This is a genomic window from Verrucomicrobiia bacterium (assembly GCA_035946615.1).
Taxonomy (GTDB): domain Bacteria; phylum Verrucomicrobiota; class Verrucomicrobiia; order Limisphaerales; family UBA8199; genus DASYZB01.
Genome location: DASYZB010000114.1, coordinates 14,546 through 27,610, shown reverse-complemented (window position 1 = coordinate 27,610; position 13,065 = coordinate 14,546). Strand labels below are relative to the sequence as shown.

Sequence of the window (13,065 nt, the reverse complement as noted above, 5' to 3'; positions counted from 1 at the left end):
AGGCAGTAGGCTTTTCACCCACTTGGGATTTCGCCAGGCATATTCTATCGTGTTCCGATGAAAGAAAGCATCGCTTCAGCACCAGCGGAAACCTGGAATCAAAAGAATCTGCATTCGGATATTGAGCAATTTGAGCAATCACCGAGGGACGCGATCAAGCATCTGCCCTCCGCGACAATGGGATTGGCTCGTCGCCGTCCTGGTGTTTTCATCCTGGCGCTCATTGGCATCCTGGGCTTGGTCTGGTACTTCACAAAACGCGACTAGGACTGGTCGGCAAGAGGTAACCCAAGAAAGGGGAGGAGGACCTGGCTGTACCCCTCTTCACATGAGGAATATACCTCCTTTTTCAACTCCGCAAATAGGGCGTACGCTGTAGGACTTTAAATTCTCCGGCGACCTGTCCGGGACTGATTCAAAATGATGAAAGCAAAAGCGGGATGTCTATGAACGAGACCAATGTTATTGCGGCTCCGGAACCCGTGGCCGAAGCGCCGCCTGGATTGACGGAACGCGCTCGCGTTGTTCCGTATCCCGCCATCGAACGACACGGGATTATCGGTGACCGGCGGACGGCCGCGTTGGTTGCCGCGGACGGAACGCTGGATTGGTTGTGCCTGCCGGATTTTGACAGCGCGCCGGTGTTCGGGGCGCTGTTGGATTGGTCGAAAGGGGGCCACTGGCGTCTCGGCCCGGCGCGAATGGCCACCGGCGCGCAACACTATCTCGAGAACAGCGCCGTTCTCGAAACGCGCTGGGAACTAAGCGAAGGAACCTTGGTGCTGCACGACGCGATGCTCTGGCCCGAGGGCCGGCGGCCACCTGAACAAACCGGCGTGCGCGTGGTGGTGCGCGCGTTGCGTTGCGAGCGCGGCACGGTGCGCTGCCAATTGGGCTTTCAGCCGGGCTGTCGTTTTCAGCAAAACCCCGCGATGATTACCGCGCACAGCACCGGTTACACCATTCAATTGCCGGAATTTTCTTTGCGCCTGTGGACAAGCCGTCCGCTCACGGCGGAACAGTCCCGTTTGCGGCAGGTGTTTGAATTGAAGCAAGGCGAGGAACTCTGGACGGTGCTTGAGTGCGGCGCGGCGGGCCATGGTTGGACGGTTGAATCCGCCCGCGGCGCGATGGAAAAGACGCGCGGTTATTGGCAGGACTGGGTCGGAGCGCTTCGCCCCGGCAGCATCGGAGAAAAGGAAATCCGGCGCGCCGCGATGATGGTGCATCTGCTGACGTACGCGCCCGAAGGTTCGGCCGTCGCCGCGCCCACCACTTCGGTCCCGGAACGCATCGGCGGCGATTGGAACGCCGATTACCGTTTCTGCTGGGTGCGCGACGCTTCGCTGGCAGTGTCCATTCTTGCGCGCCTGGGCAATCTCCAAGAAACGCGGCAATACCTGCACTGGCTGGTTCAGCGCCTCTCGCGTTTTGGCGCGCCGCTGCAGGTGTTGTATGACATTCGCGGCTCAAAAAGGCCCGGTCAGAAAAACCTTTCAAACGTGGCCGGCTACCGCGAGTCCCAGCCGGTGCGTACCGGCAATCACGCCTACAAGCAACACCAGCTCGGTTCCTACGGCTATTTGGCGGATTGCGTCTGGACCTACCTCAACGAAGGCGGCCAGTGGCGCGAGGAATACTGGAAGCTCATTATTCGCGTCGCCAAACACACAATCAAACATTGGCAAGACCCGGAAAACGGCATTTGGGAATTGCCTGAACGGCGTCATTACCTCAACAGCAAAGTCCTGAGTTGGGTCACTCTGGACCGCGCCATTCGCATCGCGCAAAAGGTCGATGTCTCCTTCGACACGAGCGAGTGGCAGACGACTCGCGAGACCATTCATGCCGAGGTCATGGAAAAGGGCTGGAGCGAAAGGCTTGGCGCATTTCGCCAGCATTATGACGGCGACGATCTCGACGCAGCGGCGTTGCTCATTCCGGTGCTGGAGTTCCTGCCCGCCGATCATCCGCGCGTGCTCGCAACGCTGGAGCGCATTTCGGAATCTCTCACCATTGATGATTTTGTTTTTCGCTTTGACCCGATGCAGACTCCCTGCCTGGGGCAGCTTCCGTTGGGCGAATTGGAAGGCGCTTTTTTTCCTTCGACTTTCTGGCTGGCGACCACTTATGCCAAGGCGGGCCACCTGGAACGCGCAGAACGAATCCTGGAACGGGCCGAGAAACTCGCCGGTCCGGCGGGCTTGTTTTCCGAAGCCGCCGATCCTCGGACCCGCACCTTGCTGGGCAATACGCCGCTGCTATTCTCCCTTGCCGAGTACGTCCGGGCCATGCTGGAAATTGCGCGCGGCAAGCCCGACAAATAGAATCCATAAGTAATTCTGGGGTGTAATCCCCAGTTGAAAAAATGTTGCGAAGGTGGAGCATCAACCATGTTAAAATGGGTGATGATGTTGCTGGCCTTCGGACTAGTGGCTGGATGCCTGGGAGCAATGGGTGTGGGCGCAACGACCATGGGGAAACTGCTGCTGGCTTTATGCTCGATGACCATCGTCTCACTGCTGATTGCCTGGCCATTCCTCAGAGAAACAGGCCGGCGGCAAAACTACATTGGAAAAGGGCAGGAAGCAGCCACCGCGTATCTCTCCAAGCCTTAGGTGAGGCGCGGGGGTTTGCAGGCGCCCGTTAGGCTAAGAGCGGCAAGGGAACAATTCTCGGGTCTTAGGGCTTTTATTCGCAGTTCATCCGTCAGTGTTGTTGCGAGCATTGCGGGTTCGAATTTCCTGGGTCGAGGTGTGGTGAAAGGGGCAATGGATAGCCAGCCTCAACAGAAAGAATAAACAAGAGACAATGAAGCGAGGAGGTCGGGAGTTCTACCTGGCAAAACTCTTCCTCGTTCGGCAATGGCGCAAATATTTGGAAAGAGCAGCAATAGCTTTGCCCGAGTGTCGCTGGTAGGCGGCTTTTTGAGCTTCTTCGCCTTTTGGGGCCTGGTGTATCTGATCTATTGGTCGCCTTATACCACCAGCCAGAATGTGCCGCGCGAGCAGGAAGTTCCTTTCAGCCATCAGCACCACGTTGCCGGCCTGGGGCTGGATTGCCGCTACTGCCACACCTCCGTCGAGAAGTCCTCGTTCGCAGGAATCCCGCCGACCGAGACCTGCATGACGTGTCATTCGCGAGTGTGGACCGATGCCCCAATGCTGGCCCCCGAGCGCCAAAGCCTGGCCACCCGGCAACCACTCCACTGGAAGCGGGTGAATGATCTGCCGGACTTCGTTTTTTTTAACCACTCCATCCACGTGCAGAAGGGCATCGGCTGCTCGACCTGCCACGGGCCTGTCGATCAAATGCCTCTAACCTGGAAGGCGCACTCGCTTTATATGCGCTGGTGCCTGAATTGTCATGAAGCCCCCGAGAAAGAACTTCGGCCCAAAGACCAGATTTACAATATGGAATGGAAGCCGCCAGCCGACCAAGCCCAGCGCGGGGCGCAGCTCCTCAAGGAGTATCACATCAGCCGGGTGCGCCTGAACCAACTGCGGGATTGCAGCATGTGCCATAGATGAAAACCCAAGAAGCAGCATCCATTGGCCCGATGAATCCGAAACCGCCTGTCGATCTTTCTGCCATTCGGGCCAAATTGAATGGTTTGCGCGGCCAGGATTACTGGCGCAGCCTGGAAGAAATCGCCGAAACAAAGGAATTCCAGCAACTGCTCCACCGCGAGTTTCCTCCTGGGGCATCCGAATGGTGGGATGGGTTGAGTCGGAGGAATTTTCTGAGGATGGCGGCAGCCACCATGGCGCTGGCGGGACTGACAGCCTGCACCAAGCAACCGACGCGCGAGATTTTCCCCTATATCAAGCAGCCCGAGGAGATGGTCCTGGGCGAGCCGCTCTATTATGCGACCTCGATGGTGCTGGGTGGGTTCGCTACAGGGGTGCTAGCCAAAAGCCGTGAAGGCCACCCGATCAAGGTGGACGGAAATCCCGAACACCCCGCCAGCCTGGGCGGTTCGAGCGTTTGGATTCAAACCTCCATTCTTGACCTTTATGACCCGGACCGGTCGCAAACCGTAACGCGTGCCGGCGACATCAGCACCTGGGCGCTTTTTCTTTCTGACCTCAACGACCTTCTGAAAGAGCAGGAAGCTAAAAAAGGAACCGGACTGCATTTTCTCACGGAGACAATTACTTCGCCAACGCTGGCGGCCCAACTCCAGCAAGTGCGGCTACGATTCCCCCGCGCTCAATGGCGCCAATACGACCCGATTACCCGGGATAATGTGCGCGAGGGCGCGCATCTGGCTTTTGGTGAATTTGTCGAGACGCATTATCGGTTCGACAAGGCAGCCGTTATTCTTTCATTGGAGGCAGATTTTCTCTACACGCATCCACAGAGGCTGCTTTATACGCGCCATTTCATTGATGGCCGGCGGGTCAGCGCTGGAAAACTGGAGATGAGCCGGATGTACCTGGCGGAAAGCACCCCAACGGTGACCGGCACAATGGCCGACCACCGCCTTCCCATCGAAAGCGGGGCCATTGAGGATTTGGCGCGGCACGTGGCTCAACAACTCAGCGCGCCAGTCCAATCGCCGAAAAGGACCTTGTCCGCTCATCACAAGGATTGGGTGAGCGCGCTGGTCAAGGACCTGGAGCGGCATCGCGGAGCTAGCGTTGTGATTGCCGGTGAATGGCAGCCGCCGATCGTGCATGCCCTGGCCCATCTGCTCAATGAAACCTTGGGGAACATCGGCAACACGGTTTTCTATACAGAAACCGCCGAGGCCAATCCGGTTAACCAGCAGCAATCCTTGCGCGCGTTGGCCGCTGAAATGAAATCCGGGTCAGTGGATACGCTATTCATCCTGAGTGGAAACCCGGTTTATACGGCCCCCGCGGACCTGGAGTTTGGGCGGCAATTGGCCCAGGTCAACCGGAGCATTCATTTGGGGCTGGACCTGGATGAAACAGCGGCTCTTTGCAGTTGGCACATTCCACAGGCGCATTACCTGGAATCCTGGGGCGACGCCCGCTCCTTCGACGGCACGGTCTCGCTGATGCAGCCGCTGATCGCTCCGCTCTACGGTGGCAAGTCGGCTTATGAACTGCTCGGAGCCATGTTCCAGCAGCAGCCGATTCGGAGCGATCACGAAATCGTGCGTGAATTCTGGGAAAAGCAGAATCTCTGGCCCGAGTTCGAGAAGGGGTGGCGCAAGGCGCTCCATGATGGATTCATTCAGGGAACGCAGGCCCGAAGAAAGGAAGTGCAAGTCAGACCAGGATTCGAACGCAATGCCGCGCCAGGAGGAGCATTCGGCCTCGAGACGATGCCCGGCGCCGCGGGAGCTGGTCCTTCTGAAAACTTTTCTGAACCATTGAAGTCAGTCACTATTCAGAGGGTTACTCCAGCCCAGCCGGCAAACCAACTGGAAGACCCCTTTGGGCGCGCGGCTAAAAAGCGGGTGCGGATTGAGAACCTCGAGATTTGTTTTCGTCCCGACCCAAGCCTGTGGGATGGGCGTTTCGCCAACAATGGCTGGCTGCAGGAATGTCCGAAACCCGCAAATAACATGACTTGGGACAACGCCGTTTTGGTCAGCCCCGCGTTAGCAGAACGTTCAGGACTGGCGACCGGGGATGTGGTGGAAATCGGCTATCACGACCGAACGGTGCGTGGCCCGGTGTGGATCATGCCGGGCCAGGCTCAGGGCTCGATAACCCTGCATTTGGGTTATGGACGCTCCCGCGTAGGACGCGTGGGAGAGCAGGTGGGATTCAACGCCTATCCCTTGAGGACAAGTCAGGCGCCATGGACCGGTTCAGGAGCCAGGCTCGTTTCCACTGGCGAAACTCACCTGTTAGTCGCCACTCAGACCCACTTCAATCTCCACAGTCCGGACCGCCAGATTTACCGCGCCGCTACATTGGAGGAATTTCGCGCGCATCAGGATGTAATTAAGAAATCACTCAAGGTTCCCGAAGAGGACAAAACGCTCTATTACCCTGAGGAGTACCCGTACAATGGCTACAAATGGGGGATGTCAATTGACCTGAGCGCGTGCATCGGCTGCAACGCCTGTGTGGTCGCGTGTGAGGTGGAAAACAACATTCCGGTGGTGGGCAAGGACCAGGTGCACAAAGCGCGGGAAATGCTTTGGCTGCGCGTGGACACCTATTACAAGGGGGACCTGGACAACCCGGGGTTCAATCATGCGCCGGTGCCTTGCATGCATTGCGAACACGCCCCCTGCGAATTGGTTTGCCCAGTCGAAGCGACTGTCCATGACAGCGAAGGATTGAACCTGCAGATTTATCAGCGCTGTGTCGGCACGCGCTTCTGCTCGAATAACTGTCCCTACAAAGTCCGGCGTTTCAATTTCCTACGCTATACGGACTATCACACGCCCAATTTCAAGCCGATGTACAACCCCGAGGTGACCGTCCGCTGGCGCGGTGTAATGGAAAAGTGCACCTACTGTATTCAGCGGATAGCGGCGGGCCGGATTCGCGCTGAAAAACAGGACCGCCGGATTTGCGATGGAGAGGTCAGGCCCGCTTGCCAGGTGGCCTGTCCCGCCGAGGCGATCGTTTTCGGCGACCTCAACACCCCCGGCAGCCAGGTCAGCCGGCTCAAGAACCTGCCTTTGGACTACGCAATGCTTGGGGAATTGAACGTACGCCCGCGGACCACCTATCTGGCCAAAATCGAAAACCGGAATCCGGCAATCCAACACGAAAGTCCCGTCTGAGAGATATGGAGACTATCCAGGGATCAGAACCACAGTTGAGAGTGCCCGGCAAACCCTACCCGGTTACCCTGTTGGGTTACCCGGCAGAAATGATCGGGCCGGAGACCACCTACGATCAGGTCAGCGACCGGATAGTGGACGAACCACTCCACCACCCGCACCAAAAGGCCTGGCTGGTTGGATTCTCGATCGCATTTGCGATGCTCATGATGTTTGGAATTGCCATCGGTTATTTGCTATTCAACGGACCCGGCATTTGGGGCATCAACATCCCTGTCGCCTGGGGTTTTGCCATCGTCAACTTCGTTTGGTGGATCGGCATTGGACATGCCGGCACATTCATCTCAGCCATTCTATTGCTCCTGCTCCAGAAGTGGCGCACCACGATCAATCGATTCACCGAGGCGATGACCCTCTTTGCCGTCATTTGCGCCGGGATGTTTCCCTTATTGCACCTGGGCCGGCCCTGGACCTTCTATTTCATTCTTCCCTACCCCGACACGATGGCGCTGTGGCCTCAGTTCCGCAGCCCGCTGGTTTGGGACCTGTTCGCCGTCAGCACCTATTTTACCGTGTCATTGATTTTCTGGTACATCGGGGTGGTGCCGGACCTGGCGACGGTGCGCGACAAGGCGCGAACGAAATGGAAACGGATTCTTTACGGGATTGGCGCTTTGGGCTGGCGCGGCTCGGCTATCCACTGGCAAAACCATCAATCGGCGTACTTGCTCCTGGCCGGACTGGCGACCCCTCTGGTGCTCTCGGTGCATAGCGTTGTGAGTTTCGATTTCTCGATAGCCCAACTACCCGGGTGGCACTCGACCATCTTTCCCCCTTATTTCGTTGCCGGAGCAATCTTTTCCGGTTTCGCAATGGTCCTGAATCTGGTGATTCCAATCCGGCGCATCTACGGGCTACAGGACCTGATCACCACCCGCACGCTCAACAACATGGCCTGTGTCACCCTGGTCACCTGCTGGATGGTGGCTTACGGCTACATCATGGAGGCTTTTATGGCCTGGTACAGCGGCGACCCTTTCGACCGCTGCATGATGCAGGACCGGGCATTCGGTCCGTATGGCTGGGTGTTTTGGACGTTGATGGCCCTCAACGTCGTCATCCCGCAACTGCTCTGGTCCCGCTGGGTTCGCACTCACGACATCGCCCTTTGGTTCGTCGCGCTCTCGGCCAATTTCGGGATGTGGGTGGAACGTTTTGTCATCGTCGTCCAAAGCCTGCACCGGGATTTTCTGCCCCGGAGTTGGCAGATGTTCACCCCGACGGCGTGGGATTGGGCCACCTTGTTGGGCAGCGTCGGTCTGTTCCTGACATTGCAGTTCCTCTTCATCCGGTACATCCCCATGATTTCCATTTCTGAATCCCGCGAGCTGATCGCTCAACGAAAGGAAGGGAAACTATGAACCCGGAACAACGCAGCGCCATCCTGGGATTCCCTTCCGAGACCCCAATCACAACCGAGGAGAAAGCACTCTACGGTTTGATGGCTGAGTTCGAAGAGCATGATGAATTGTTGGAGGCGGCCAAACGCGCTTATGCCGCCGGTTACCGGGAAATGGACGCCTATTCTCCTTTCCCGGTTGAGGGGCTGGCCGAGGCCCTTGGACACGAGCACAGCATTGTGCCCTTGTTCACGCTGGTGGGGGGGATGGCCGGGGGGCTGGGGGGCTACTTTATGGAATGGTACTCGATGGCTCGCCTCTACCCGCTCAATGTGGGCGGACGTCCTCACAATAGCTGGCCCAATTTCATTCCGGTGACGTTCGAGTTGACCGTGCTCATCGCTTCGTTGACGGCGCTGGTGACCATGCTCGTCCTCAACCGGCTCCCTCAGCCGCATCATCCGGTGTTCAACGTTCCGGAGTTCCGGCGCGCCTCAATCGACCGCTTCTTTCTGTGCATTGAAACCGAAGACCCGAGATTTGAGCGGGAGGGGACCTGGAGATTTCTCGAGGGCTTAGGACCGATGAAGGTTTCGGAGGTATGGGATGAGTGACAGATTCCAGACTCCCAGGTTTCTTTTCAAGCCTGATTGGCTGAGACTCCTGGGGTTAATCACAGTCATCGGACTGACTGCTGGTTGCCGGAGGGATATGTTTCACCAGCCATTCAGCAAACCACTCGAACCGAGTGATTTTTTCCAGGACAATCATATGGCCTCACGCCCCCTGGTAGCTCACACGGTGGCTCGCGGGCATTTGGACGCAGACGAGGCGTTTTACACAGGCAAGATTGGCACCAACCTGGTCGAAACCTTTCCCTATCCAATCACCCGGCAAGTGCTTGAACGGGGCCGGGAGCGATTTGACATCTATTGCTCGCCTTGTCATGGGCGCACGGGTGATGGCAACGGCATAGTTGTTCAGCGCGGGTTTCCCGCGCCCCCCTCCTATCATATCGATCGGCTCAGACAGGCGCCGGTTGGTCATTTTTTCGATGTCATCACTCAAGGCTACGGCATCATGTACTCCTACGCGGCGCGAGTCGAACCGGCCGATCGCTGGGCCATTGCCGCTTATATCCGCGCCTTGCAGAAGAGCCATGACGCAACCCTGGCCGAGGTGCCGCCTCAGCAACGGGCTGGACTGAAGGAGGTAAAATGACCGAAGGACTCGCCGCGGATCTCAAAATCGAGGGAGCAAAGTTCCCCGTTGCCATGGACCAGCTCCTGGAAGCGCGCCTCAGCGGCATTCAACTCACCGCGCTGATTGCCGGCCTGGTGGCGCTTGGGGCTACTGCTTACGGGGCCTTTTCCGATCGGTCCCAGTTTTTCTTTTCCTATCTCTTTGGATACCTGTTCTGGCTGGGCTTGTCATTGGGTTGCTTTCTCGTAACGATGATCCACACCCTCACCGGAGGCCGCTGGGGTTATCCAGCTCGCCGCTTTTTGGAAGCCGGTTTTATGGTCCTGCCGCTGATGCTGGTGCTTTTCGTTCCGATCTTTTTTGGGTTGCACACGCTCTACCCCTGGGCGCGCCCGGAGCAAGTGGCGGTGGAAAAAGTGCTGCGCCAAAGGCACGTCTATGAAAACTGGTGGGCTTATATTGCGCGGACGGTTTTCTTCCTTGGTGTTTGGATTTGCATGAGCCAACTCTTGCGCCGGTGGTCGCTCCAGCAGGATGCCACCACCGATGCCGCCCCAACCCGCAGGGCGCGCATCCTCAGCGGTCCCGGCATTGTCATCTATGGCCTGCTGGGGACCTTTGCGTGTGTGGATTGGGTCATGTCCCTGGAAATCCACTGGTACTCCACCATGTTCGCCGTGATTATCATTATCGGCCAAATCCTGGTTGCCTACGCCTTCTCTGTCCTCCTGCTGACCCTTTGCAGCCCGTACGCGCCCCTGAGCCAAGTGGTTAACAAAAGCCAATATCATCAATTGGGCAACCTGCTTCTGGCCTTTGTCATGTTTTGGACCTACGTCTCCTTCGGCCAGCTCTTGATTGTCTATTCCGGCGATAAACCGGACGAGTTGGATTGGTACCTGCACCGGATTGCGGGTAATTGGAAACTGATTGTGGTTGCTTTGGGCCTTTTTCATTTTTTCCTGCCCTTCTACCTCCTCTTGTTCCGAGCCGTCAAAAAGCATGTCGTGCCTATTACCAGTCTGGCCGCCGTTCTGTTTTTGGCGCATATCGTTGCGATTTATTGGCTGGTGGTGCCCGCCTTTCACCAGGGCGGGCTGGAGATTAGTTGGCTGGACTTCACGGCCCCCATTGGAATAGGGGGCCTTTGGATTGCCTTCTTTATCTCACGGTTGAGAGCCGCGCCACTGCTGCCGCAACGTGATCCGGGACTCCAATTTGCCTTCAAATATGGCCACTGATCCAGAGCCTCAATCTCATTCCGAGCACAACCCGCCCAAGAAGGCGACCGGCGAAAGCGGAGGTAAATGGCTTCTCGGGCTGGCTGGATTGGCGGCCATCCTTGGCGCTGTGGTGAGACGGTTGCTCTCCAACAGAACAAAGGCTGTTACGTCCCAATCCGCCCTGGCCGCAGGAGAAAAAGCTGCCCCCGCCGTGCCCATTAGAGACCACGAGCGGCGGGATGCAAATGCCAAATGGATTTTCGCCGTCGTCCTCTTCCTTTTGGTGTGCGGGCTGGGGATGCACGGGATTCTCGCCTGGTTTTTGAGCATGCTCAAGCAGGGGCCGCCGCCCACGGACCGTTGGAGTCCTATTGCGCGCGTAGCGCTCACCGCCCCGGCTCTGCCGGCCTTTCCTACGCTTCAGGTTTCGCCGCCGGCTGACCTGAAAATGTTTTGGGCGGCTGAGGATGCGGAGCTTCACAGTTACGGCTGGATCAATCGCACCTCGGGAATCGTGCGCATTCCCATTGAACGGGCCATGGACCTGGTATTGCAGGAAGGCCTGCCGGCGCGGGCCAGCAACAATCAGAGCCAGCTCGGTCCATCCACTTATCAGTTAATGCAACAACGCGCCAATCACCACCAGCCGGAAATCCAAGGAGAGAAATGAAAAACAGAACGCAACGCCCGAAACTCGCTTTTCTGCTTGTAATCCTGGCGTTATTTTCCGCTGCCGCTTGGGCTAAAACACTCTCCGATGATGATCTGGCTCAAATCCGTTTCGACCAAAAGCTGGACGCTCGCATTTCCTTGAACCTGCCCTTCCGCGACGAGCAAGGAACCCCTATTCAGTTGGGTCAATACTTCGGCCAAAAACCGGTGCTGCTCGTTCTAGGTTATTACAAGTGCCCGATGCTCTGCACCTTGGTGCTGAACGGGATGGTGGAAAGCGCAGCCGATATGCGTTGGAGCATTGGTCGCGAGTTTGAGGTGGTGGATGTGAGCATTAACCCAAGCGAGACCCCAGCGCTTGCCGCCGCCAAAAAACGCACCTATACCAAGCGTTATGGCCGTTCCGGCGCAGCCCTGGGCTGGCATTTTTTAACGGGAAACGAACCCGCCATCCGGCAATTGGCCGGCGAGGTCGGATTCCGGTATGTCTATGATCCCGTCTCGAAAGAATTCGCGCATCCAAGCGGATTGGTAATCCTGACACCCGACGGCACTATCTCGAAGTACTTATTCGGAGTCACCTTTGCGCCGAAGGACCTCTATGGCGCCTTGAAGGATGCCTCTTACAAGCAGGTCGGTTCGCCTATTCAACAGTTGATTCTGCTGTGCTTTCATTACAACCCAATCACCGGCAAGTACAGCCGCTCGATCATCGTCATTCTGCGCGTGCTCGGCATCGCAACGATCCTGGGTCTTTTTGCGTTGGTTGTCCTCCTGATCTGTCGCGCGCCGGTTGGCAAAACAAATTCGGTGGCGACTGCGCCTCTGCCAGCCGTTTCAGCCCATTTAAGGCACACATCAGAATCTCCGCACACCACCGCCGCCGAAGGCTCCCCATGACATTCCCCATCTTCCCAGAGCAGGCCTCGAAAGTGGCCGAGCGCACCGACAATCTCTACTGGGGCTTGCTTTGCCTCAGCGCCGCTGTGTGTCTGGTCGTGTTTGTCCCGATGATCTATTTCATCATTAAGTACCGCAATGGCAAACCGGCAGACCGGCGGCAACTCCACTTGCCCGAGGTCAAAATGGAAGTTACCTGGACGATTATTCCGATGCTCGTTTTTATGTGCTTTTATACCTGGGGCGCGCGGAACTACTTCCTTATCGAGCGCCCGCCGCCTAACTCGATGCCAATCTACGTCGTTGGCAAGCAATGGATGTGGAAAATCCAGCATCCGGAGGGCAAACGCGAGATAGATCAGTTGCATGTCCCGGTGGGGCGCATGGTGAAGCTGACGATGACGTCGCAGGATGTGATTCACAGTTTCTTTTTACCCGAGTTTCGTGTCAAACAGGATGTTGTGCCGGGACGCTATACCACCGAATGGTTCCAGCCGGATAAGATCGGCACCTACCATATCTTCTGTTCCGAGTATTGCGGCACCTCACACTCGCACATGGTGGGCCAGGTCATCGTCATGAGCCCTGCCGATTACCAGGACTGGCTGACCCGAGGCCGGCCGCAAAGCTCTATGGTTCAGTCGGGCGGGCAGTTGTTTCGCGAGTTGGGCTGCAGCGGTTGTCATATGGGCCAGTCCCTTGTTCGCGCCCCGCCTCTCGAGGGGCTTTTCGGAAAACCCGTCCCTTTAAATGACCGCGAGGTGGTGACAGCGGATGAGGGGTATATCCGCGATTCGATTTTGTTTCCGGCAAAACAGATCGTAGGGGGCTACACCAACGACATGCCTTCGTTTAACAAGAAAGTCAGTGAGGAACAACTGCTGCAACTCATCGCCTATATCAAGAGTCTCGGGACTCAAAGCCCCAGCATCAAACCGTGAGGACCATC

The 13,065-nt window shown here is 57.2% G+C and carries 12 protein-coding genes; all 12 read left to right on the top strand.

What is annotated here, in order from left to right:
• The first annotated feature begins 57 nt into the window (after positions 1-57).
• The 12 genes from VG146_16445 to coxB all read left to right on the top strand — a co-directional run bounded on the left by VG146_16445 (position 58) and on the right by coxB (position 13,057).
• On the top strand, positions 58-267 hold the full coding sequence (locus VG146_16445) for a hypothetical protein (protein HEV2393943.1): 210 nt from the start codon (positions 58-60) through the stop codon (positions 265-267).
• A 179-nt stretch (positions 268-446) separates the two neighbouring features.
• Positions 447-2,327, top strand: coding sequence for a glycoside hydrolase family 15 protein (locus VG146_16440; GenBank protein HEV2393942.1), 1,881 nt, complete (start codon positions 447-449; stop codon positions 2,325-2,327).
• Between the two features lie 66 nt (positions 2,328-2,393).
• Complete coding sequence (locus VG146_16435) at positions 2,394-2,618, top strand: hypothetical protein (GenBank protein ID HEV2393941.1); 225 nt, start codon at positions 2,394-2,396, stop codon at positions 2,616-2,618.
• Positions 2,619-2,864: 246 nt separating this feature from the next.
• Entirely contained in the window at positions 2,865-3,530 is a 666-nt protein-coding gene (locus VG146_16430; protein ID HEV2393940.1) for a cytochrome c3 family protein, read from the top strand.
• A gap of 29 nt (positions 3,531-3,559) precedes the next feature.
• Positions 3,560-6,718, top strand: a complete 3,159-nt coding sequence (locus VG146_16425; GenBank protein ID HEV2393939.1) for a TAT-variant-translocated molybdopterin oxidoreductase — start codon at positions 3,560-3,562, stop codon at positions 6,716-6,718.
• A gap of 41 nt (positions 6,719-6,759) precedes the next feature.
• Positions 6,760-8,139, top strand: a complete 1,380-nt coding sequence (gene nrfD, locus VG146_16420) for an NrfD/PsrC family molybdoenzyme membrane anchor subunit (GenBank protein ID HEV2393938.1) — start codon at positions 6,760-6,762, stop codon at positions 8,137-8,139.
• Positions 8,136-8,732 carry a DUF3341 domain-containing protein gene (locus VG146_16415; GenBank protein ID HEV2393937.1) on the top strand — a complete coding sequence of 199 codons (597 nt, stop codon included), beginning with the start codon at positions 8,136-8,138 and terminating at the stop codon, positions 8,730-8,732. The genes nrfD and VG146_16415 overlap by 4 nt, the downstream gene beginning before the upstream one ends.
• Before the next feature lie 157 nt (positions 8,733-8,889).
• Positions 8,890-9,339 (top strand): cytochrome c, encoded by a 450-nt coding sequence (locus VG146_16410; GenBank protein ID HEV2393936.1) that lies wholly within the window; start codon positions 8,890-8,892, stop codon positions 9,337-9,339.
• A complete protein-coding gene (locus VG146_16405; protein ID HEV2393935.1) occupies positions 9,336-10,562 on the top strand; it encodes a hypothetical protein in 1,227 nt (408 codons plus the stop codon). Before VG146_16410 ends, VG146_16405 begins: the two co-directional genes overlap by 4 nt.
• Positions 10,552-11,214 (top strand): hypothetical protein, encoded by a 663-nt coding sequence (locus tag VG146_16400; protein ID HEV2393934.1) that lies wholly within the window; start codon positions 10,552-10,554, stop codon positions 11,212-11,214. The genes VG146_16405 and VG146_16400 overlap by 11 nt, the downstream gene beginning before the upstream one ends.
• Positions 11,211-12,116: an SCO family protein gene (locus VG146_16395; GenBank protein ID HEV2393933.1), complete on the top strand. Its 906-nt coding sequence runs from the start codon at positions 11,211-11,213 to the stop codon at positions 12,114-12,116. Before VG146_16400 ends, VG146_16395 begins: the two co-directional genes overlap by 4 nt.
• Positions 12,113-13,057: a cytochrome c oxidase subunit II gene (coxB, locus tag VG146_16390; GenBank protein ID HEV2393932.1), complete on the top strand. Its 945-nt coding sequence runs from the start codon at positions 12,113-12,115 to the stop codon at positions 13,055-13,057. Before VG146_16395 ends, coxB begins: the two co-directional genes overlap by 4 nt.
• The last annotated feature ends 8 nt before the right edge of the window (positions 13,058-13,065 follow it).